Origin of the sequence: Sedimentitalea xiamensis, assembly GCF_030164465.1 — a bacterium.
Taxonomy (GTDB): Bacteria; Pseudomonadota; Alphaproteobacteria; order Rhodobacterales; family Rhodobacteraceae; genus Sedimentitalea; species Sedimentitalea xiamensis.
Genome location: NZ_JASNJE010000001.1, coordinates 37,812 through 61,176, shown reverse-complemented (window position 1 = coordinate 61,176; position 23,365 = coordinate 37,812). Strand labels below are relative to the sequence as shown.

The 23,365-nt window shown below is 67.2% G+C and carries 13 protein-coding genes; 5 read left to right on the top strand and 8 right to left on the bottom strand.

Translation table 11 applies throughout. The annotated features are described in order from the left end of the window. Nucleotides 1-79: 79 nt before the first annotated feature. From QO034_RS00245 to QO034_RS00235, 3 genes are read right to left on the bottom strand one after another with little or no spacing between them, the layout of a single operon-like run. Nucleotides 80-961, bottom strand: a complete 882-nt coding sequence (locus tag QO034_RS00245) for an esterase-like activity of phytase family protein (protein WP_284483483.1) — start codon at nucleotides 959-961, stop codon at nucleotides 80-82. Then, complete coding sequence (gene mepA / locus QO034_RS00240; protein WP_284483791.1) at nucleotides 934-1,797, bottom strand: penicillin-insensitive murein endopeptidase; 864 nt, start codon at nucleotides 1,795-1,797, stop codon at nucleotides 934-936. Before mepA ends, QO034_RS00245 begins: the two co-directional genes overlap by 28 nt. 8 nt (nucleotides 1,798-1,805) lie before the next feature. Further along, nucleotides 1,806-3,170 carry an MFS transporter gene (locus QO034_RS00235; protein WP_284483482.1) on the bottom strand — a complete coding sequence of 455 codons (1,365 nt, stop codon included), beginning with the start codon at nucleotides 3,168-3,170 and terminating at the stop codon, nucleotides 1,806-1,808. Nucleotides 3,171-3,300: 130 nt separating this feature from the next. Here QO034_RS00235 and QO034_RS00230 point away from each other — a divergent pair, with 130 nt between their 5' ends. The 3 genes from QO034_RS00230 to yaaA all read left to right on the top strand — a co-directional run bounded on the left by QO034_RS00230 (nucleotide 3,301) and on the right by yaaA (nucleotide 6,510). Then, nucleotides 3,301-3,588, top strand: a complete 288-nt coding sequence (locus QO034_RS00230) for a YggT family protein (protein WP_284483481.1) — start codon at nucleotides 3,301-3,303, stop codon at nucleotides 3,586-3,588. 81 nt (nucleotides 3,589-3,669) lie between these two features. Then, entirely contained in the window at nucleotides 3,670-5,709 is a 2,040-nt protein-coding gene (recQ, locus tag QO034_RS00225; protein WP_284483480.1) for a DNA helicase RecQ, read from the top strand. Between the two features lie 30 nt (nucleotides 5,710-5,739). Continuing rightward, nucleotides 5,740-6,510 carry a peroxide stress protein YaaA gene (gene yaaA, locus QO034_RS00220; protein ID WP_284483479.1) on the top strand — a complete coding sequence of 257 codons (771 nt, stop codon included), beginning with the start codon at nucleotides 5,740-5,742 and terminating at the stop codon, nucleotides 6,508-6,510. A gap of 5 nt (nucleotides 6,511-6,515) precedes the next feature. On the opposite strand, the gene QO034_RS00215 is transcribed toward yaaA, so the two are convergent. Continuing rightward, nucleotides 6,516-8,966: a response regulator gene (locus tag QO034_RS00215; RefSeq protein WP_284483478.1), complete on the bottom strand. Its 2,451-nt coding sequence runs from the start codon at nucleotides 8,964-8,966 to the stop codon at nucleotides 6,516-6,518. 161 nt (nucleotides 8,967-9,127) lie between these two features. Between QO034_RS00215 and QO034_RS00210 the strand changes: the two genes are divergently transcribed. Next, entirely contained in the window at nucleotides 9,128-14,566 is a 5,439-nt protein-coding gene (locus QO034_RS00210) for an alpha-2-macroglobulin family protein (RefSeq protein WP_284483477.1), read from the top strand. 5 nt (nucleotides 14,567-14,571) lie between these two features. Next, nucleotides 14,572-16,605, top strand: coding sequence for a penicillin-binding protein 1C (gene pbpC / locus QO034_RS00205; protein ID WP_284483476.1), 2,034 nt, complete (start codon nucleotides 14,572-14,574; stop codon nucleotides 16,603-16,605). 25 nt (nucleotides 16,606-16,630) lie between these two features. Here the strand turns inward: pbpC and QO034_RS00200 are convergent, their stop codons facing one another. Genes QO034_RS00200 through QO034_RS00185 form a run of 4 tightly spaced genes read right to left on the bottom strand, consistent with a single transcriptional unit; the run spans nucleotide 16,631 to nucleotide 23,338 of the window. Further along, nucleotides 16,631-18,673: a hypothetical protein gene (locus tag QO034_RS00200; protein ID WP_284483475.1), complete on the bottom strand. Its 2,043-nt coding sequence runs from the start codon at nucleotides 18,671-18,673 to the stop codon at nucleotides 16,631-16,633. Continuing rightward, nucleotides 18,670-21,462, bottom strand: a complete 2,793-nt coding sequence (locus tag QO034_RS00195; protein ID WP_284483474.1) for a DUF4159 domain-containing protein — start codon at nucleotides 21,460-21,462, stop codon at nucleotides 18,670-18,672. The genes QO034_RS00200 and QO034_RS00195 overlap by 4 nt, the downstream gene beginning before the upstream one ends. Continuing rightward, nucleotides 21,459-22,334, bottom strand: coding sequence for a DUF58 domain-containing protein (locus QO034_RS00190; protein WP_284483473.1), 876 nt, complete (start codon nucleotides 22,332-22,334; stop codon nucleotides 21,459-21,461). The genes QO034_RS00195 and QO034_RS00190 overlap by 4 nt, the downstream gene beginning before the upstream one ends. Then, nucleotides 22,331-23,338 (bottom strand): AAA family ATPase, encoded by a 1,008-nt coding sequence (locus QO034_RS00185; protein WP_284483472.1) that lies wholly within the window; start codon nucleotides 23,336-23,338, stop codon nucleotides 22,331-22,333. The genes QO034_RS00190 and QO034_RS00185 overlap by 4 nt, the downstream gene beginning before the upstream one ends. Nucleotides 23,339-23,365: the final 27 nt, after the last annotated feature.

Sequence of the window (23,365 nt, the reverse complement as noted above, 5' to 3'; positions counted from 1 at the left end):
GACTTGTCCCGCCGTTCGGACGGGCAGCGTGCTGCTAGCGGTTCGGGACCGGCCGCGCAAGCCTTTTGGCGGATTTTCGTCAGGGGATCGCGTATTCCACCACTTCCGTGCGCTGGAAGAACAGGAAATTATCATCCGAAATCATGGTCAGGCGGATACGTCCCTCCGGATCGCGCCAGACGGCGAGACCTTCGAGATTGTCGTGGTCGCGGCGGTCGGTCTGCAGATGCAGGCGTTCGTCCAGACCGCCGGTATCGGTCAGGATCCAGCTGCGAACGCGGGACCGAAACCCCAGAAGGCCGACCGCGCGCTCCAGAAGATAGAACCGCCCGTCCGGGCCGAAATCCGCGCCCACCGGCAGAAAATCGCCGTCGCCGGGCAGCCCGAAGGGCTGCGACCAAGATCCGTCGGCCCAGCGATGAACCGGGATTTCGCCGTCAGGGCTCAGGACGTCTTCCGGCAGGGCGAACAAACGCCCGGACCCGTCGATGGCAAGCGCCTCGAAACCGCCGTTCCAGGGCAAGTCGCGAAACGACTGCGGACGGGGCAACGCCTGTGCCGGCGCTGACGGTTCCGGATACCCGGCCACGCGGTGAATGCGTTCAAAGGAAACGAAGACGGTTCCGCCCGACGCTTCTGCCAGTCCTTCGGCATCGACGATCTGGCCGATCAGCGGCGCGCCGCCGTGACCGCGCAAGGGAAAGGAGCGCCGAACGTCGATGCCCTCGATCGCACCGCCCGCGCGCCGGATGCGCGCAAGAACAAGGCGCCCGCGGTCGGTGATCGCAGTCATCTGCCGCCCGTCGGCGGACAGTTCCAACCCCGAGAAGCCTCCGAACCAGCGCTGCGGCATCTGCCAGTGAAAACTGCCCAGGAACCGGGCCTGGGTGTTTTCCGCAAGGGCCGCGGTCGAACCGAAGGTCAGGGCGAGGATCAGTTGGAGCGCAGAACCGAGGCGCATTGGCTGGGCAGGTCCGCCAGCACGTATTCCCGGCGCGGCTTCGGTTTCGGGGCGTTGGGATCGGCTTTCTTCGGCGGCGGCGGGTTCAGGATGTTGTTGACCCATTGTTGGGCCTCGGCGCAGCCGTCGCCACGAGGCGGGGCGTCCTGGTTGATGCAGCCTTTTTCACCGTGCGGACAGGCCAGCCTCACGTGGAAATGATAGTGATGCCCATACCAGGGGCGGATCTTGCGCAGGTATTTCCGATTGCCTTTCTCATCTTTGCACATCTGCACCTTGGCGCCGGGAAACACGAAAATCCGCGCGACGCGCCGGTCCTTGGCGGCCTCGCGGATGATCTCGTGATGCGCCCGGCTCCAGTTGCCATTGACGAAAGCGCCCTCTGCCCGGCGGGTCGATATCGACGAGATACTCTCGCGCTGGTTGCGGGACAGGTTGATCCGGGATGTGGGAAGCATCCAGATGTCCACATCAAGACCGATCTGGTGGCTGGCATGTCCGGACAGCATCGGCCCACCGCGCGGCTGGCTGATGTCGCCGATGTAAAGCCCGTTCCAGCCCGGCTGCCGTGCGGCGAAGGCGCTCAGGTCCTTGATGAAGTCGATGGTATCCGGATGGCCCCAGTTCCGGTTCCGCGACAGGCGCATCGCCTGCCATGTCGGGCCGGTTTCGGGCAGCTGCCGGGCCCCGGCCACGCATCCCTTGGAGTAGCTGCCGAAGGGGGACGGAGCATGGGGCGACGCGGTGGATTCCGCGCCGAAAAGCGACTTTGCTAGCGGCTCGGCGGGGGCGGGCGCCGCGAGGGCGAGGCCAATCAGGACAAGGACAAGGCGCATGGGGTTCATCAGGACCGGTCTCCTTCTGGTTTCACCCAGATTAGCAGAAAGAGACCGAGCGCGAAAAGCCCGATCACCGGAGAAATTCCCAGCCGGGCGCTGCCGGTGGCCGCCGTGACCGCGCCGATCAGCGACGGCGCGATAAACGCGGTCGCGCGGCCCGAAAGACCGTAGAGTCCGAAATATTCCGTGGGCGAGGCCGGGTCCGAATGGCGCACCATCAGGCTGCGGCTGGCCGATTGCACGACGCCGCCCATGCCGCCGATCAGAACGCCGCAGCCAAAGAACACCAGATCGGGCAGCGTCGATCCCGGCGCAAGCGGGATACCCATGATCTGGGTGCGCGACATTGAAACGATCACGATGCAGACCGCCATCAGAACCCAGATCGCCCCCTTGATCACCGGCTTGGGACCGATCCGGCGGTCAACCCGGCCGCCAAGCCAGCTGAAGATGACGGAGGAGATCAGCGCGACTATTCCGAAAATGCCGATCTGGGTGATCTCCCAGTTCAGGACCAGCCCCGCATAGACCCCGCCAAAGCCGTAAAGCCCGTTCAGCGCGTCCCGGTAGAACATCGAGGACCCGAGATAGGCCGACAGGCTCAGGCGTTTCCACAGGCTTTTGACAAGATCGCGCAGCATGGCGACCGCGCCGCCGAAGCTGGCGCGCTTTCCCGACATCGGCTCGTCGCGCACCCAAAGGAAATAGGGCACCATGAAGACCGCGAACCAGATCGCGCAGATCGGTCCGACGGCGCGGGTCCCTTCCATCAGCGACGGGTCGAGTCCAAAGGCCGGATCGAGTCCGATCAGCGTCTTGCCGTTGCCCTGTTCGGCGAAGAACAGCAAAAGGATCGCAAGCGCGACGAACCCGCCGGCATAGCCGAACGCAAAGCCCGATCCGGATATGCTGCCGATTTCCTCGTCGCTGCCAAGGCCGGGCAGTTGCGAATTGGTGAAGATCAGCGCGTATTCGGCCCCGATGAACCCGAACCCGAAGGCGATCAGCATCGCCCACATGTTCGACCCATCGGGCAGGGTGAACCACAGGGCCGCGGAGCCCAGCACATACATGCAGGAAAATCCGAAAACCCAGGGAACGCGCCGCCCCGAACTGTCCGCGAGCGCGCCCATCAACGGCGCGCCGAATCCGATGATCAGGCCGGTGATCGTCAGGCACAGGGCCCAGACGCTTTGCGCCCTGGCGTCGGCCGCGGCTTCGCTCAGGCCCAGGGACAGGTAATACTGCGCGGCCACGCCGGCGAAATAGGGCCCGAAGATGAACGTCACCAGCAGCGTGTGATAGGGCTGGCTGGCCCAGTCGAAGAAATACCAGCCCCAGATGCGCTTGCGCGTTGAAATATCGGCCATGCCTGCTCCGCCTTCGGGTTTTCGGGATAAGACAGGCGATTGCCCTTACGATCAAGCCTGACCTTTGCCGCGCGTCTTGCCCTTTGTTGCGCGGGCGCTTAGGTGAAAGCGGTCACAAACGAGGTTTCCCATGCAATCGCTGTTTCAAATCCTGATGCTGATCCTGGATGTCGTATGGTTCTTCATCATCGCCCATGTGATCATGAGCTGGCTGATCAGTTTCCAGGTGCTGAACCTGCGCCAGCCCTTCGTGGCGCAGATCTGGAACACGTTGCAGCGGCTGCTGGAGCCTCTCTATGGTCCGGTCCGGCGGATCCTGCCGCCGATGCAGGGGCTGGACCTGGCGCCTCTGGTCGTCCTGCTGGGCGTTTTCGCGCTGCGGATCATCCTCGTCAACAACGCGGCGGCGTTTTACTGACGCCAGCCTTGTCCACGGAATCGGAGTGTGAGACTGTGCTGCGCAAGAGCAGACAGACAAGAAACACACGAGGCCCGAGGCATGTTGGACGCTGCGCCGCTATTGCGCGACATCTTTGGATTTGACGCCTTCCGGCCCGGACAGGCCGAGATCGTGGAAGCCGTCTCTGCCGGCGAGAACGTCCTGGCGATCATGCCGACCGGCGGCGGCAAATCGCTGTGTTTCCAGCTGCCGGCACTGATGCGCGACGGCGTGACCGTGGTGATTTCCCCCCTGATCGCGCTGATGCGCGACCAGGTGCGTGCCTTGCAGGAGGCCGGCGTCTGCGCCGGCGCGCTGACATCGGGCAACACGCCCGAAGAAACCGATGCGGTCTGGGCCGCCCTGGAGCGGGGCGAACTGAAACTGCTCTACATGGCGCCGGAACGGCTGGCCGCCGGGTCCGCCATTGGGATGCTGCGGCGCGTCGGCGTCCGTCTGATCGCCGTGGACGAAGCCCATTGCGTCAGCCAGTGGGGGCACGATTTCCGCCCGGACTACCTGCGCATCGGGGCTCTGCGAAAGGCGCTGAACGTGCCGCTGGCCGCCTTCACCGCCACCGCGGATCAGGAAACACGCGAGGAAATCGTCCAGAAGCTTTTCGACGGTATGGTGCCGCGCAGCTTTCTGCACGGGTTCGACCGGCCCAACATCCATCTGGCCTTTGCGGCCAAGGACGGCCCGCGCCGCCAGATCCTCGATTTCGCTGGCGCGCGGCGGGGACAGTCCGGCATCGTCTACTGCGGCACCCGCGCCAAGACGGAAACGCTGTCCAGGGCGTTGCAGGACGATGGTCACAGCGCCTGCCACTATCACGGCGGGATGGAGGCCGAGGACCGACGCATCGTCGAAACCCGGTTCAGCCGCGAGGACGGCCTGATCGTGGTCGCGACGGTGGCCTTTGGCATGGGGATCGACAAGCCCGACGTGCGCTGGGTCGCCCATGCCGACCTGCCCAAGAGCATCGAAAGCTATTACCAGGAGATCGGGCGCGCCGGACGCGATGGCGCCCCGGCCGAAACCCTGACCCTGTTCGGCCCCGAAGATATCCGCCTGCGCCGCAGCCAGATCGACGAGGGTCTGGCGCCGCCGGAGCGGCGGGTGGCGGATCACGCCCGCCTGAACGCGCTGCTGGGGCTGGCGGAGTCGCTGGGCTGCCGCCGCAAGGCGCTCCTGGGTTATTTCGGAGAGGACGCGGAGGATTGCGGCAATTGCGATCTCTGCGACACCCCGCCGGATGTGTTTGACGCCACGACCGCGGTACGCAAGGCGCTGTCGGCGATCCTGCGCACCGAGGAATGGTTCGGATCCGGCCACCTGATCGACATCTTGCTGGGGGCCGATACCGACAAGATCAGGGCGCGCGGCCACGACCGGTTGCCGACCTATGGCGTCGGCACGGAATACGACAAGCGCCAGTGGCAGGCGGTGTTCCGGCAGATGATGGGCCGCGACCTCGTACGCCCGGACCCGGACCGGCACGGGGCGCTCCGCATGACCGAGGCCGCGCGCCCGATCCTGCGCGGCGAAGCCAGCATCGAGTTGCGCCGCGATACCATCCGCAAGGCGGTCCGCGGACCGGCGGTCCGGGCGCTGGTCTCCGACGAAGACGCGCCGCTGCTGAGCGCGCTGAAAGCCAAGCGCCGCGCCTTGGCCGAGGCGGCGCGTGTTCCGGCCTATGTGATCTTCACCGACAAGACGCTGATCGAAATGGCGGAATCACGACCTGCGACACTGGATGACATGGCCAGGATCGGTGGCGTCGGGGCCAAGAAGCTGGACCGCTACGGGGCCACGTTTCTCGAAGTCATCACCGGTGCGGCGGAAGACCTGCACCCGGTGCGCCGCAAGCTGGCGGGGCGCGATGCGGGCGGTGTCTATGACCGGCTGCTCGCGGTTCAGGCCGACCTGGCGCGGGGAAGCGACGGTATCGACAAGCCGCTGAGCTGTTCGGCGTCGCAACTGGCCAGGGTGGCGCAGCTTCGCCCCGACGACGCGCAGGGGCTGAACCGGCTTCTGGGCGACCGGCGGGCCGAGCGCTTCGGCGCCGCGTTTCTGGACGTTCTGCGCAGCGCGGGATAGACCCGATGGAACGATCAAGGCGAGGGTGACATGCTGGTGGTGATTTCTCCGGCCAAGAGGCTGGACTGGGCGGAGCGGGACATGGCGACGACCGAACCCGCATTTCGGGACGACGCGATCCGGCTGGCCAGGACGGCCCGCAACCTGACCCTTGGCGATCTTCAGAAGCTGATGGACATCAGCCCGGACCTCGCCCGGCTTAACCGAGACAGGTTCCGCGATTTTTCCGGCGCGCCGGATGCCGAAGCCACCCGTCCTGCGGCGCTGGCCTTTGCCGGGGACACCTACCAGGGGCTGGAAGCGGCATCGCTGGAGCGCGACGAACTGGGCTGGGCGCAGGATCACCTGCGCATCCTGTCCGGGCTTTATGGATTGCTGCGCCCGCTCGACGCGATCCAGCCCTACCGGCTGGAAATGGGAAGCCGGCTGAAGACGCGCCGCGGCGGGTCGCTCTATGACTATTGGCGGGACGATCTGTCCAAGGCGCTGAATGAACAGGCAGAGGCCGTCGGCACCGGCATTCTGGTGAATTGCGCCAGCCAGGAGTATTTCGGCGCCGTGGCCCGCAAGACGCTGAAACTGAGGGTCATTACCCCGGTCTTCATGGAAGACAAGGGCGGCACACCCAGGATCGTCAGCTTCTTCGCCAAGAAGGCGCGCGGGGCGATGGCGCGATTCATTGTCCAGAAACGATTGACCGATCCGTCGGGCCTGACCGACTTCGACAGCGGCGGCTATGCCTACGCGACCGACTTGTCGGAACCGGACCGCCCGGTGTTCCTGCGCCCCTACACGGCCTGACGCGCTCAACTGCGGGTATCCTCGGTCTGAGGCAGCACATCCTGAACGCCAGGCGGGCAATATTCGGCGACCCGCTCATGGATCGCGGCCTTGCGCAACGGTTTGGTCATGTAGCGATCCAGCCCCGCTGCAAGAATCCCTTCGGAATCTCCGTCCATGGCATGTGCGGTCAGGGCGACGATCGGGATATGGCCTCCGGTTGATTTTTCCAGCTTGCGGATCTCGCGGGTGGCTTCCTTGCCGTCCATCTTGGGCATGGAGATATCCATGAAGATCATGTCGGGTTTGAAATCGGAAAAGGCCGCGACGGTTTCGAACCCGTTGTTGGCGAAGCGCAGATCGATGTTCAGGTCCTTCAGCATCTTGCGCAGCACAAGCTGGTTGGTCTTGTTGTCTTCGGCGGCGAGCACCCGCATCAGGCGCAGCGGCTCTGCCGGTGTATCGCTTCCAACACCGGCAAGCCCCGCATCGGTGTCCAGAGGCGGTTTCGCGGGTGAGGCGGGGGAATTCGCCGCGATTGAAATCTCTGTCTGTTCGACCGGCGCTTCAGGTTCCGGCGCGCTTGCGCCTTTTGCCATCTCGGCCTCGTCCGGGGGCGCGTTCATGGGGAGCAGGGACGTGTGGCGGAACGCAACCGGCGCAAGGGACTCGGGGGCCCCGGTTTCGACCTCCTCTGCCGGTCCCGGCTCCGGCGCATCGACGTGTCCGGGGCGCGGGCCTTGCCGGATCCGGGTTCCGATCTCGGCCAGCCGCGCCAACAGTTCGTGCCGGGGAAACGGTTTCTGCAAGAGACCCTGCACAAGGGCAAACGACGGAGCGTTCTGGGCAAATCCGGCATTCGACGTCAGCAGCAGGAACGGCACGTCTGACCATCCTTTCGCGCGCAACGCGCCGACCAGTTCGAGACCGTCCATTTCCGGCATGTTGTGGTCGCTCAGGACGAGGTCGATGTCGTCGGACATGGCGTCAAGCGCTTCGGCACCCGACCCGCAACTGGTGACTGTCAGGCCAAGCTGGATCAACTTTTTTTCCAGCACCGCGCGGTTTTCGGGCTGATCGTCGACGACTAGCGCGTGGCGCAGCCCTTCGGGCAGGCTCGGCGGTCCGGGGCGTTCGTCGCCGGCCCGGTCCAGGTTCACCTGCAGGCCGAAGCATGACCCCTTGCCGGACTCGCTTTCCACCCAGATGCTGCCGCCCATCATCTCGACCAGCCGCTTCGTGATCGCCAGCCCCAGCCCGGTGCCTTCGAACTGCCGGTTCTGTTCGTCTTCGACCTGGTTGAATTCGCCGAAAATGTGATCGATCTTGTCCGCCGGAATCCCGATGCCGGTATCTTCGATCGAGATATACACGGAACTGGCGCCCTCCCCATCGTCGGGCACACCAGTGACGCGGATCATCACGTGGCCTTTCAGCGTGAATTTCAGCGCATTGCCGACGAGGTTGGTCAGCACCTGCCTGATCCGCCCCGGATCGCCGACGAAGCGGGTCGGTAGGAAGACGTCGTAGTCGACGATCAGCGGCAAGCCCTTGTCGCGCGCGATGGGCTGAAGCAGAAGGACGATTTCCTGCACGCAGCGTTCCAGATCGAAGGGTTCCGGGTGCAGCACCACCTTTTCCGCTTCGATCTTGGAATAATCCAGCACATCGTTGATGATGACGAGAAGCGCTTCGCCCGAACTCTTGATGGTGTTGACATAGAGCCGTTGTTCTTCGTCCAGCGGCGTGTCGTTCAGCAGGTCCGCCATCCCCACGACGCCGTTCATCGGGGTCCGGATCTCGTGACTCATGTTAGCGAGGAATGCGGATTTCGCGCGGCTGGCGGCCTCTGCCTTGGATCTCGCTTTCTTCAGCTGCGCCTCGTACTGGACGGTCGAGGTGATGTTCAGGGCCAGGCTGACCACATCGCCGCCCAGGCCCCGCTGGTCGATCAGCTTGACATAGACATTGTTCCACATCCGCATGACCACAGGTTCGGGATTGGGCTGCAACCACCGCTCCGTCATCATGGCGCGCCATTCGTCGGGGGTCTGGCGGCCAGTATTCACCAGCCCTTCGTCGGTCAGGATCTGAAGGATTCGGATGTAGTTGACGCCGGGCGCGACCTCTTCCAGCCCGTCAAAGGCGTTCAGGTAGGCGGTATTGGCCCCGATCAGGTTGCTGTCGCCGTCAAAGAAGGCGAATCCGTCCTGGATCGTCTGGATCGAATGCCAGAGGCGCCGTTCCGCGACTTCGATCTTCGCGTTGGCGACGGTGAGGTCGGATTTGACCTTCTCGTTCTCGTCGCGGACCGTCGCCACCTCGGCTTGGGTTTCGTCGATCTGTTTGGTCAGGGCCAGCGCGTGGCGCCCCAGTTTGCGATTCGCGGCGGACAGTTCGGCCTGCTTGAGTTCCAGCAATCGCTCCGCGGCAAGGCGCGAGCGCCGTTCTTCGGCGAGTTTGTTGGCAAGGCTCATGCTTGCAGGCTCCGCAACTGGCCCGGACGGGCATTTCAAGTCGCCAGCATCGGACAACCCGGTGAATAAGACCTTAAAGGCGACTCTGCGAAACCCTTCGGCGGAATCCTTGCAAGCCGGGGTCCGGACGTGCCACCCTGAATGCAAAACAGGAGAAAGATATGCGGAATTTGGCACGAGCTTTCATTGCGGCAATGACGGTCCTTGCGGCACCTGCGACAGCGCAGGAGGCGGTGCCGGAATTCCGCTTCGTGGCCACCCAGGGCGTCGATTTCTATGGATCGGACCTGGAACCGCTGTTTGACAGCGATCTGGACAGTTGCGTGCGGGCCTGCGCCGCTCAGAAGGCTTGTGCCGCTTTCACCTTCAACCGCCGGTCGAACGCCTGTTTCCCCAAAAGCGCGGTCAGCCGGAAAACGCCTTATGACGGCGCTGTTTCCGCGATCAAGATGCTGACGGAACCGTCGGTGCTGTCCGGCGCGGCGGATCGGCGGGGAAGCCTCGGTTTCCTGTCCGGGGCGGATCTGACGCAGGCGGCGGCCAATGCGCGGGATCTTGGCCTGCGTCACCCTGCCGGCAGCGATGCCGAGCTTGATCTCGATTCGGTGCTGTCCGCGGCCCAGGCGCGCCGCGACTCGGGCGATCGGGTGCAGGCGATGGCCTGGACCGGGCTTGCCGTATCGCTGAGCGACCGCGCCGACCTTTGGGTGGACTATGCCCGCCAGCTGCTCGGTATCGAGGCCAAGAACAGCACCGCGAAGCGGGACTTCGCGGAGCGGGCGCGCAGCGCCGCGATCAACGGCTACCTGCGCGCGGATACGGTCGCGGACCGGGCGGCGGCTCTCGGCGCTCTGGCCGAGGCGCTCGAACGCACCGGGCAGGGCGCGGTCGCGATCCCCGCGCTGCGTCTGGCGCAAGGCCTGCTGCCGGGCGCGGAGATCGACAGGGCCCTCGATCGCGTGATCGGCATGTTCGGATTCCGCATCGTCGACAGCACGGTGGAAAGCGACTCCGCCGCACCGCGCATCTGCGCCGAATTTTCCAGCCCGCTCGTGCCTGCCGGCGTCGATTACGACACTTTCGTGCGCCTGCCGGACCCGGCGCTGGTGGTGCAGCCCGAAGGATCGCAACTCTGCGTCGACGGGGTCCGTCACGGCGAACGCTACCGCGTGACGTTCCGGGCCGGGCTGCCTGCGGCTGACGGCGAGTTGCTGCAAAAGGACGTGGAACTGACGCATTACGTGCGTGACCGCAGCCCCGGCCTGCGGTTTCCGGGGCGGTCCTACGTCCTGCCGAAATCCGCCGATTCAGCCTTGCCGATCGAGACGGTCAACCTGGGCACCGTGGATCTGCAACTGCGCCGGATCAGCGAGCGCAACCTGCTGCGCGCGATGCAGGACGGCTATTTCGGCCGTCCCTTGACGCAATGGCAGGACGAAACCTTTGCCGGCGAGATCGCCGAGGATATCTGGTCCGGCACCGCCGAGGTGGCAAACACGCTGAACCGCGACATGACCACCCGCCTGCCGATGGGGGCGGCGATCGCGGACCAGCCTGCCGGAATCTATGCGCTGACCGCGCGGGTGCCGGGTGCGGACCCCTATGACGATCCGGGCGCGACGCAGTGGTTCGTGCTCTCCGATCTGGGCATCGCGACTCTGTCGGGCACCGGGGGGCTGGACGTCACGGTCCGGAGCCTGTCGGATGCCGCGCCGCGCGCCAATGTCGAGGTGACGCTGGTATCGCGGGCGAACGTGGTTCTGGCCCGTCGCGTGACCGATGCCGATGGACGGACAAGGTTCGATCCGGGCCTTCTGCGGGGCGGCGGCGGAGCGGCTCCGGCGCTGATCCTGGCGGAACAGGGAGAAACCGACGCGGCGTTCCTGTCGCTGTCCGATCCGGCCTTCGACCTGTCGGACCGCGGAGTCGAAGGTCGGGCCGCCGCCGGTCCGGTCGATGTGTTCCTGACCACGGAGCGCGGCGCCTATCGGGCGGGGGAAACGGTTCATGCGACGGTTCTGTCGCGGACTCCCACCGCCGAGGCGATCGAGGGCCTGCCGCTGATCGCCGTGCTCAGACGCCCCGATGGCGTGGAATACACGCGGCTTGTTTCGGATGGCGGAGTCATGGGCGGCCATGTGTTTTCCCTGCCGGTCGCGGCCAGCGCCCCGCGCGGTACCTGGCGGCTCGACATCCTGGGCGATCCGGACGCGCCCGCGCTGGCCAGCCAGACGCTGCTGGTCGAGGATTTCCTGCCGGAGCGGATCGACTTCGATCTGGCCTTGCCGGACGCACCCATCCGCATCGGCAGCAGTCCGACCCTGAGGATCGACGCACGCTATCTGTTCGGTGCGCCGGGATCGGATCTGATCATAGATGGGCAGACCACGCTGGCGCCGGCGGAAACGGTGGCCGCCTGGCCCGGATATCGCTTTGGCCGCCATACGGCGCGGCCCCAGCCCGTCAGCGAGGTGATCGGCGGCGGACGGACCGATGCGCAGGGGCAGGCGACGATCGCGTTTGACCTGCCGGTTCCCGCCGTCTCGGGGCAGCCGCTCGACCTGACCGTCACCGCCCGGCTTGCCGATGGTTCGGCCCGTCCGGTGGAACGCCGGATCAGCGCGCCGGTGCAACCCGGCACGCCGGTCATCGGGATCAAACCCCTGTTCGACGATGTGATCGCCGAAGACGGCACCGCCATGTTCGACGTGGTCGGACTCGCCCCTGACCTGACCCCGATGCCGATGCCGGTGCGCTGGACCCTGAACCGGGTCGAAACGCGCTACCAGTGGTATCAACTTTACGGCAACTGGAACTGGGAGCCCACAACGCGGCGCACCCGCATCGCCACCGGCGACGCCATGCTGGACGGCCCGCTGACGATTTCGCAACCGGTCGCGTGGGGCGATTATGAACTGGTGGTGGAACGCACGGAAGGCGACTACGCCGCCGCGTCTGTCGGGTTCAAGGCCGGCTGGTATGGGTCCGGAGACGCCGTGGAGACGCCAGACCGGCTGGAACTGTCGCTTGACCGGGGCAGTTACCGGCCCGGTGACACCGCCCGTCTGCGCATCGTTCCGAACGCCGCCGGTTTGGCCGAGATCGCGGTCCTGTCGGATCGCGTCATTCACAGGGAAACGATTGCCGTCGATGCCGGGGAAACAATCATTCCGCTGACCGTGACCGAGGATTGGGGCGCAGGCGCCTATGTCAGCGCCACCGTGATCCGGCCGATGGACGTGGCCGCCGGGCAGAACCCCGCGCGGGCGCTTGGTCTGGCTCATGCCATGGTCGAACCGGCGGGCAAGGTGCTTCAGGTCGCCATCGACGTTCCGGACGTGGTCCGGCCCCGGCAGGAACAGCCCGTGCGCGTGACAGTTGATGGCGCGGCGCAGGGGGAAACGGTCTGGCTGTCGCTGGCGGCGGTCGACCTGGGCATCCTGAATCTGACCGGATTCAAGTCTCCTGATCCGGAAACCTATTACTTCGGGCAGCGGCGGCTTGGCGTCGAGATGCGCGACCTCTATGGTCGGCTGATCGACGGCATGAACGGCGCGCTGGGCACGGTCCGGTCCGGAGGCGACAACGGCGCCGGCATGCGGATGCAGTCTCCGCCGCCGACCCAGGACCTGATGGCCGCGTTCAGCGGTCCGGTTCAGGTCGGACCGGACGGGACGGCAACGGTGAACATCGATCTTCCCGCTTTCGACGGGACGGTGCGGCTGATGGCCGTGGCCTGGTCGCGAACGGCCGTCGGCCAGGACGCGGCAGACATGCATGTGCGCGACCCGGTGGTCGTCACGGCCAGCCTGCCGAACTTTCTCGCGCCGGGAGATGAAAGCCGGATCCGTCTGGACGTGGCGCATGCCGACGGACCGGCGGGACAGATGATGCTGGAACTGACCGCCGCAGGGTCCTCGCTGAAACCGGGTCCGGCCCCCGGTGCGTTCGATCTGGCGCCGGAGGGCAAGGCCACGTTCGAGGTTCCGCTTGCTGCGCTCACCGCTGGCGATGCCCGGATCGACATGGTCCTGACCACGCCGGACGGGCAGGATCTGCGCCAGTCCCTGACACTGCCGGTGCGCGCCAACGATCCCGTTGTGGCCCGCACCCGCCGGCTGACGCTGGACGCGGGGCAGGAGCTTGCGGTCACGTCGGACATATTCTCGGACTTCCGCGCGGGCACCGGCCGGGCAATCCTGTCTGCGGGGCCGCTCGCGGCATTCGATGTGCCGGGGTTGCTGTCGTCTCTGAACCGCTACCCGTATGGCTGCACCGAACAGGTGGCGTCGCAGGTGCTGCCGCTGCTCTACCTGTCCTCCGTGGCGCAATCCGCGGGACTCGGCGACGGCGCGGCGATCCGGGCGCAGGTCGAGGCGGCGATCACCCGCATCCTGACGCGCCAGGCGGGCAACGGGGCCTTCGGCCTGTGGCGGGCAGACACCGGGGATTTCTGGCTCGACGCCTATGTTTCCGATGTCCTGAGCCGCGCGCGGACGCAGGGGTATCCGGTGCCGGACCGTGCCTTCCGTCTGGCGATGGACAACCTTCGCAACCGGATCAACTATGCCCCCGACTTCGAGAACGGCGGCGAGGACATCGCATATGCACTGATGGTGCTGGCCCGCGACGGCACGGCGGATATCGGCGATCTGCGCTATTACGCGGATGTCAAGGGCGCGGATTTCGCGACCCCGCTGGCCGCAGCGCAAGTGGGCGCGGCGCTGGCCGCCTATGGCGATCAGACCCGCGCCGACGCCATGTTCGCCCGCGCCGCGCGGATGGCCGACACCGCCACGCCCGACCCGTTGGAATGGCGGGCGGATTACGGCACTGCGTTGCGCGATGCCGCCGGCGTCCTGGCGCTGGCGACAGAGGCTGGCAGCGCCGCCGTGAACGCGGAAGGGCTCGCCGCCCGGATAACGCGGGCCGACGCACCGTTCTCGACCCAGGAATCGGCCTGGAGCCTCCTGGCCGCACAGGCGCTGATCAAGAACCCCGAAGCCGCCGGGTTGCTTGTCGACGGCGTTCCGGCGCAGGGACCGTTCGTCGAAGTGATCGACGACGATGACGCCATGCGCGAGGTGAGGCTTACCGCCGCCGAGGGTCGCGCCGTCGACGTGACCCTGACCACGACCGGTGTGCCGGAAACGCCGCCAGCGGCCGGCGGCACGGGCTATGCCATCACGCGCAGCCTTTACACGATGGACGGAACCCGGATCGAACGGCCTGACCTGGCCGTCGGAGACCGGTTCGTGACCGTGTTGCAGGTGACGGCCTTTGAACGCTCCGGTGCCCGGCTGATGGTGAACGATCCGCTGCCCGCGGGTGTCGAGATCGACAATCCGAGCCTGTTGCGCAGCGGCGACATAAGGGCGCTGGACTGGCTGAAACCGTCCGAGGCGGAACATGTCGAATTCCGCTCCGACCGTTTCCTGGCCGCCGTCGACATGCGGGCGGGCGCGCCGGTGACGCTTGCCTATGTGGCGCGCGCGGTGACACCGGGCGGATTCCATCACCCGGCGGCGTCGGTCGAGGACATGTACCGCCCCGCGTTCCGCGCGCGCACGGACAGCGGGCGGCTGGTCGTCACCCGATGAGGCGAATGCCCATCCTGTTCCTCGCCGTGTCCCTGTTTCTGGGGGCCATGGCGCGGGACGGCGTGGACCGCTGGATCGATGCGACGGTTCTGCCGCCGACGCTGGCGGAGACCTCGGTCGAAGTGCGGGACCGCAATGGCGGCATGCTGCGGGTCTTCATGGTCGGGAACGGCATCTGGCGGTTGCGCCCGCGCCTGCCGGACGTCGATCCGGAGTTCGTCCGGATGCTGGTGCGCTACGAGGACAAACGGTTCTGGAGCCATGCGGGCATCGACCCGCTGGCGATGCTGCGCGCGGCCGGGCAGGCGGTCGGCAACGGGCGGGCGGTGTCCGGCGGGTCCACCCTCACCATGCAGGTGGCGCGGTTGCTGGAAGATGGCAGCACCGGCAAATGGGCTGGAAAGCTGCGCCAGATCCGCCTTGCGCTGGCATTGGAACGGCACCTGGACAAGCAGGAGATCCTGACGATCTACCTGACCCATGCACCCTATGGCGGCAATCTCGAAGGCATCCGCGCCGCGGCCCTGGCCTGGTTCGGGAAGGAGCCCCGCCGCCTGACTCCGGCGGAATCCGCGCTGCTGGTCGCGCTGCCGCAATCGCCGGAAACCCGCAGGCCGGACCGCCATCCGGAACAGGCGCGGGTCGTGCGCGACAGGGTTCTGAGCCGTCTGCGGGCGCAGGGGGTGCTGGCAGGTTCCGAAGCCGCCTCCGCGAGCACCGTGGCCCTGCCGACGCGGATGCAGCCGTTTCCCCGCCTCGCGCCGCATCTGGCCGACCGGGTGGTGGCGGATCGTCCCGAAGCCCGCCGCCATGACCTGACGCTGGACGCCCGTGTCCAGGCCGCCATGGAGCGGCTGGTCGGCGCGGCGGCGCGGCAGGCCGGACGGAACCTGTCGGCAGCGCTGGTCGCGGTGGATCATCGGACCGGAGAGATCGTCGCATCGGTCGGCTCGCCCGCCTATGACGCCGGCGACGGACGCCAGGGCTTCGTCGATATGACCCGCGCGATCCGTTCGCCCGGATCGACCCTGAAACCGTTGATCTACGGCCTTGCTTTCGATCGGGGGCTGGTGCACCCGGAAACCCTGATCCATGACGGGCCGGTCAGTTTCGGCACCTATGCGCCGCGGAACTTCGACGGCCAGTTCCGCGGCGATGTCCGTATCCGCGCGGCATTGCAGCTGTCTCTGAACATTCCGGTCGTAAAGCTGGCGCAGGCGCTTGGACCGGCGCGGGTGATGGCGGCTCTGGAACGGTCCGGCGCCGAAGTGCAGCTGCCGGGCGGCGCGCCGGGTCTGGCCATCGCCCTCGGCGGAGTCGGGATCAGCCTGCACGACCTTGTTCAAGGCTACGGGGCGCTGGCGCGGGGCGGGCAGGGCATGTTGCTGAGATCGTCGCTTTCTGATGCGCCGCGGACGGGGGAGCGGCTGATGTCGGACGTGGCCAGCTGGCAGGTGGGGGATATCCTCTCGGGCCTTGCGCCGCCGCCGGGCGCACCCGACCGGGTGCTTGCCTACAAGACCGGAACATCCTACGGCCACAGGGATGCCTGGGCCGTCGGGTTCGACGGGCGGCATGTGATCGGTGTCTGGATGGGACGTGCGGACGGCACGCCGGTGCCGGGCGCTTTTGGCGGCGATCTTGCCGCGCCGGTCCTGTTCGAAGCCTTCGGCCGGTTGAAAACGGCCTTCGATCCTCTGCCCCCGCCGCCGCCCGCAACCCTGATCGTCGCCGCGGCGGACCTGCCGGAACCGCTGAAAAGGTTCCGCCCGCAGGACGCCCGGACGGCCGGTCCGGGGCAGGCGCCACGATTGGTTTTTCCGCCTGAAGGTGCGGTTCTGCCGGCCTTGGAGGGATCCGTTCCACTGAAGCTGGCGGGCGGACAGGCCCCGTTCCTGGTGATGGCAAACGGCGTTCCCGTGGCGCGGCAGGTGCGCGACGCGGAAATTCAGGTGCCCAGCCCCGGCCCCGGTTTTTCGACCTTCGTCATCGTGGATCGCAACGGTCTGTCGGATCGTGTCACCGTGCGTCTGGACTGACGGGTCGCAGGCAGCGTTTCCGGACCTAGCGGCGGCCCTCGCGCAGCCAGCCGCCAACGATCAGCGCGGTGGCCATCAGCAGCACCAGCCAGGCCGGAAGCAGGGGCGATTGCCGGACATCAAGGGTCTCGTAAGCGTCGCGCGGGGTCAGGCCGATCCAGCCGCGCCCGGCGGCCGGGCGGCCTTCGCGCACGTCGCGGATGTCCGGCAGCCCGTCTTCCAGCCGCAGTGCGCCACCGCGTGTCGCCGTCAGGACCGGCTCCAGTACGTCAGGCGAAGCGATGGTCTGCTCGAACTCGCGCGGCGCCGCGGGGCCGAGGCCGATCACGGCCTGGTGAGTGCCTTCGGTCAGCCGGTAAAGCCCGATCTCCGGCCCGTCATAGAGCGCTTCGAACCGGCCTGGCGAGACTTCGGTCAGTTCGAGATCCAGGCTGGACCCGTCGGGCCGGGTCACGGTGACAGGCCCCATGTCGTCGCTCAGGGAGCGGCGGATGATCCGCATCGTCTGCCCGGTCGCTTCGGCCCAGAGCGCTTCTTCTTCCAGTTCCGGTTCCTTCATCGTCCAGTGGGCGAGGCGCCGCAGCAGTTCAAGCTGTGGTCCGCCGCCCTCGTAGCCCCGGTTCCAGAGCCAGGCATGGTCCGAGGCCAGCAGCGCGACCCGGCCTTCCCCGACCCGGTCAAGGATCAGCAGCGGGCGTTCGTCATAGCCGGTCATCACGACGGACCCGGACTGGGCTTCCACGTCGATCTGACGCAGCCACGATCCCCATGTTTCGGCCCGCGGGAAATCCGCCGTCACCGGGTGGCGCTGGCCAAGGTCCGTCACGATCGGCCGGTATTTCCGGTCGATCACCCGCGCGCTGGGTTCGGCTGGCAGAATTCGCGCCAGCGGCGAACGGTAGATGCTGTCGGCCCCCGCGAAATCGGGCCCGGCCGCCACCAGCACCGCGCCGCCGTTGTCAACATAATTGGCCACGTTGTCGAGATAGATCGCCGGCAGGATGCCCCGCCGCTTGTAGCGGTCGAAGATGATGAGATCGAAATCCTCGATCTTCTCCAGGAACAGTTCGCGCGTCGGAAAGGCGATCAGGGACAGTTCGCCGACCGGAACCCCGTCCTGCTTTTCAGGCGGGCGCAGGATGGTGAAATGCACGAGGTCCACCGAGCTGTCCGACTTCAGCAGGTTGCGCCAGGTGCGCCCGCCGGGATGCGGTTCGCCTGACACCAGCAGAACCCGCAGACGGTCGCGCACGCCATTCATCTGGATTAGCGCGGTGTTGTTGCGGTCGGTGATTTCGCCGGCCGCCATCGGAACCGTGAACTGGATCACGTTGCGTCCGCCATGGGGCAGCGACACCGGCAGTTCGATGTCCTGTCCGATCGGCACGTCGAAACTCTGCGGCTCGCCTCCGTCGACGGATATTTCCAGCGGTGCGCGCGGGCCGGTTTCAGGGGCCGCGCCACTGTCCTCGATGCGCAGGGTCAGGGTGACGGGCTCGCCGATGATCGCGAAGGCCGGCGCATTGCGCACGATCAGGCGGCGGTCCCAGTCGGTTTCGCGTCCGGTCATCAGCAGATGCATGGGTGCGGGCAGATCCTGGGCGCGGGCCATGTCATGCACCTGCCCGTCGCTGAGCGCGATGATCCCGGCGATGCGGGCGCGGGGTTCCTCGGCCAGCGCGGCGGCCAGCGCGGTCATCAGTTCCGTGCCGGCGTCGCCCGCGCCATCGGGCACGGTGACGCGCCGCAATTCGGTGTTCGGGCGCGCGCCGATCTCGGCGGCCAGGGCTTCCGCCGCCTGCGCCATCTGCCCCGGACGATCCGATAGGGACTGGCTGGCGCTTCGGTCTTCCAGCAGGACCACGATATCGCTGAGCGGCGATCGGTTCTCGACCTGGTAGGCGGGTCCGCTCAGCGCGCCCAGCAGCACCAGCGCCGCAAGGCCGCGCAGCGCCCATCCCGACAGACCGCGCCACAGCGCCAGGCCGACGCCCGCCGCGGCGACGGCTGCGAGCCCGCCGATCAGCGGCCAGGGGATCAGCGGATCGAAGATCACGGTTCCGGTCATTGGCCGAGCCTGTCCAGCAGGGCGGGAACATGCACCTGGTCGGATTTGTAGTTCCCGGTCAGCACATGCATCACAAGGTTGATGCCGAACCGATAGGCAAGTTCGCGCTGCCGTTCCCCGGCAAAGCCGCGTCCGACAGGCAGCAGCGGACGGCCATTGCCGTCCACGGCCCATGCCCCGGCCCAATCGTTGCCGCCGATCACCACCGGCGTCACGCCGTCGTTCAGGTTGCGGAACGGCATCCCTTCGATCTGCTGGGCATCGGGCGGCGCGGCTTCGACCCAGATTTCGCGCGCGGTGTGGCGGCCGGGAAAGTCCTGCAACAGGTAGAAGGTGCGGGTCAGGACATGGTCCGCCGGGAGCGGCTCCAGCGGCGGAATGTCCAGCGGCGCCGCCAGTTGCTGAAGCTTGCGGCCGTTGGGGCTGGTGCCGCCGAGACGGGCGATATCGGCGTCCCTTGTGTCGAAGAGGATCAACCCTCCGGACCGGAGATAGGCGTTCAGCTTGCCATAGGCTTCCGCCGACGGGGTCGGCTGGTTCGGCGTGATCGGCCAGTAGAGCATCGGGAAAAACGCCAGTTCATCCCGTTCCAGGTCGATCCCGACCGGCGCGGCGGGTTCCACCGAGGTGCGGTAGAACAGCGTGTCCGACAGGCCGCGCAGCCCGGCCTGCGCGATCTGGTCCAGATCCTCGTCCCCGGTCAGAACATGCGCCAGAACCAGTTCCGCCGTCGCGGCCAGGGCAAAGGCATCGGCTTCGGCCTGCTCCTGGGTCCGGGATTCGTCTTGGGCGTGCAGCGGCTGCGGCTGCGCCAGCCACAAGGCGGTCAGCAGAATGGCTGCGGTCGCCCGCGTCGCGACCAGCCGTCCGGACAGGGCCAGCGAAGCAATCGCATCCAGCGCCAGAAGCACGACGGCGAGTCCCAGAAGGCCGCCGCCCAGCGGCAGTTCCTTCCGCACCGACAGGCCTTCGACCGGGATACGGTCGGGCCAGACCGCCGCGGTCAGCATGCTGTCGTCGGCGAGGACATTGCGGGCCAGACGCCGGTCCTCGCTGGCATAGAGCCCCGGCCTGAGATCCGGTCCGACAGGGGCCGAAACCAGTTCGGCACCGTCAACGCCGGGCAGGGTGCCGGCATCCGAAAGCTTGCCGAACCCGTCCATCACCTGAAGGGGTCTCCAGGTCGTGCCTTCAAGATCCTCCGCCTGCGGCGTTCTGGACGACGACGAGACGGCGAGACGCTCCAGCATCTCGACGAAGAGACCGGACAGCGGCAGGCTCGACCATTCGGCATTCGCAGTGACGTGGAACAGAATCACCTGGCCCTGTCCCAGCGGCTTGCGCGTGACAAGAGGCGTGCCATCGCTGAGCGCAGCGATCACCCGATCCGCCAGCGTCGGATCCGGTTGTGCCATGACCTGCGCCGAAACGGTGACATCCTCGGGCACCGCCAGGCCGAAGAACGGCGAACCTTCGGCGAAGGGCGCCAGCGCCTTGGGCTCGCCCCAGCTCATCGCGCCGCCGACGCTGCGCCCGCCCGCGCGCAGCCGCACCGGCATCAGCGGGTGTTCGTCCGCGCGGCTGATGTCGCTGGCCGCCAGCCGTGGCCCGGCGAAGCGCAGGAGCATCCCGCCGCCGTCGATCCAGTCGGTCAGGGCTTCTTCCTCGGCGGTGGACAGGGTGGCCACGTCGGCCAGGACGATGGCATCCGGATTGGCGGGCAGGATGTCGAGCAGTGCGCCATCCAGCAGATCCGCCGTCGGCGCCAGCGCCTGGTTGAGATAGTGGAGCGGTGACAGCAGTTCGAGTCCTTCGCGGTCTTCCCGCCCGGCGATCAGCGCGACCTCGCGCCGCCGCAGGCTGTCGTCGGTCAGGGTCAGCGCCCCGGCGGACCGCTGTCCCTGTATCTCGAACCGGGTGATGCGGGCGCGCAATTCGGACGGCAGCGACAGGGCCGCCTGGGCTTCTGTCCCGCCTTCGGCGAACCCGGCGGTTGCAGTGGCCAGAATCCGCGCGGTGCCCGCCGGGTCCAGACCCTGCGCCAGAACGGTCACTTCCCGTTCCGGCCCGCCGAGCGAGCGGCGCAGGGTCAGTTGCACCGCGCCGTCCTCGAACCGTGCCGGGGCGAGTCCCAGGACCTCGCGGCCGGTCTCGAACACGCGCACCGCGCCCCGGTCCTCCAGCGCCGCCAGCAGGGTCTCGCGCCCGTCGTGGGCCAGGCCGTCGCTCAGCCACAGCGTCTCAAAGCCGCCATCGACGGTCGAGATCGCGGCCAGCGTCGCGTCGATCTGGCGGGAGTCCGGCTGCCAGGGCGCCGGCGCAAGGCCGGCGAGGCGGCTGGCCCAGATATCCGCCGACTGGAACGCCGGCTCTTCCGGGGCGGTCAGCCGCAGGATCGACACCGGGCGCCCGGTGCGCCCCGCATCGGTCAGCTGTGCGTCGATCAGGTCGATCTTTTCGGGCCATCGTGTCGCCCCGGCCCAGCTTGCGTCCAGCAGGATGAGAAGCGGACCGCTGCCGCCGCGGTCCTGCTGCGGGTTCAGCACCGGACCGGCCAGTCCCGCGATCACGGCGGCCACCGCCAGCATTCGCAACAGCAGGAGCCACAAGGGCGTGCGATCGGTGACGCTTTCGTCGTCCGTCAGGCCCAGCAACAACGCGACGCCGGGAAACCGGCGCCGGATCGGCGCGGGCGGAATCGCGCGCAGGATCAGCCACAGGATCGGCAGCGCCAGCAGGCCCAGCAAGAGCCAGGGCGACGTGAAGCCGATGCCCGCCAGAATGGTCATGCGGTGCCCCGATCCAGTGCGCGATAAAGCCACAGCAGCGCCGACTGCGCGCTGTCGCCGGTGTGATGCAGCCCCAGATGCCAGCCGGTCGTGCGGCAGAGCTGCGCCAGCCGTTCCTTGCGTTCGGCCAGCCGATCCAGATAGCGGTCCCGCAGGTCGCCCGCCTTGAGCGTTTCGTGGCGTAGTGTGCCGCCGACGCTTTCGAAAATGGTGCGGCCCCGGAACGGAAACAGTTCCTCGCTGGGGTCGAGCACCTGCAAGACCACGCCGCGCACACCGCGGTCGGCGGCCTTGGTCAAGGCGAGTTCGACCTCGGCCATGTCTCCCAGGAAATCGGAAATGAACACCGCCCGCGCGTGCGGGATCATCGCCCGGTGTTCCGGGGCGGCGTAGTCCTGCGGTGCATCTTTCGAAAACGCTTCGGCCAGCCGCAGGATCTGCGGGTTTCCGCGCCGGGGCGGCAGTGCCGTTCCGGTCAGCCCGACACGTTCGCCCCCGCGCACCAGCACGATCGCGGTGGCCAGCACCAGCAGCCGCGCCCGGTCGGCCTTGGTCGGGAGGTTGTCATGCGAAGCAAAGCGCATCGAAGCGCCCTGATCGACCCAGAACATGACCGACTGCGCGATCTGCCATTCGCGTTCGCGCACGAACTGCTGGTCGCCGCGGGCCGAACGCCGGTGGTCGATCATGCGCCGGCTGTCCCCCGACTGCGCAGGGCGGTATTGCCAGAAATCGTCGCCAAGCCCCGCGCGGCGCCGTCCGTGATCTCCCAGGAGAACCGTTCCCGCCAGGTGCTCCGCCCGCGCCAGCAGCGGCGGCAACCGGCTGGCTTCGTTTTCGGAACGTTCGCGAAGGGCGTTGGGTTGGTTCACGCGGCGGCCTGACTTCGGGTCAGGCCCGCGGCGGTGGTTTCGATCAGGTCCGCAAGGCTGTCGCCGCGCGCCCTGGCGGCGAAATTCAGCGCCATCCGGTGACTCAGCACCGGGCGCGCCATATCTATCACGTCATCGGCATTGGGCGCCAGTCGGCCCTCCAGCAAGGCCCGTGCCCGCACCGTGAGCATCAGCGCCTGCGCGGCCCGCGGTCCGGGTCCCCAGGCGACGGTCTCCCGGACCCGGTCGGAGGCTTCGGGTTCATCGGGCCGGAATGCGCGCACAAGATCGAGAATCATCTCGACCACCGATTCGCCCACCGGCATCCGCCGCAGCAGGGTCTGTGCCGCAAGCAGCGACTCGCGCGTGAACACCTGTGTCGCCTGATCTTCCTGGACGCCCGTGGTGGCGATCAGGATGTCGCGTTCGGTGGCGCGGTCGGGGTAATTCACGTCGATCTGCACGAGGAACCGGTCCAGTTGCGCTTCGGGCAGGGGATAGGTGCCTTCCTGTTCGATCGGGTTCTGCGTGGCGAGCACGTGGAACGGCGCGTCCAGCGGGCGGTCTTCGCCCGCGACGGTCACGGTGCGTTCCTGCATCGCCTGCAAAAGCGCCGATTGCGTGCGCGGACTGGCGCGGTTGATCTCGTCCGCCATCAGAAGCTGGCAGAAAATCGGCCCCGGAATGAACCGGAACGTGCGGCTCCCATCCGCTGCCGTGTCCAGCACCTCCGAGCCAAGGATGTCGGCCGGCATCAGGTCCGGGGTGAACTGGATGCGGTTGCCATGCAGCCCCATCACCGTGGACAGGGTTTCGATCAGCCGTGTCTTGCCCAGCCCCGGCAGGCCGATCAGGAGACCGTGCCCGCCGCAGAGAAGCGCGGTTAGGGTCAGGTCCACCACCCGTTCCTGCCCGATGAAACGGCGTGTGATCGAACTCTTGGCTTCGGCCAGTTTGACCTCCAGCGCCTCGATTTCGGCGACCAGATCGGCAGCGTCGGACATGACTTTCCTTTCACAGGGCTTATAGTT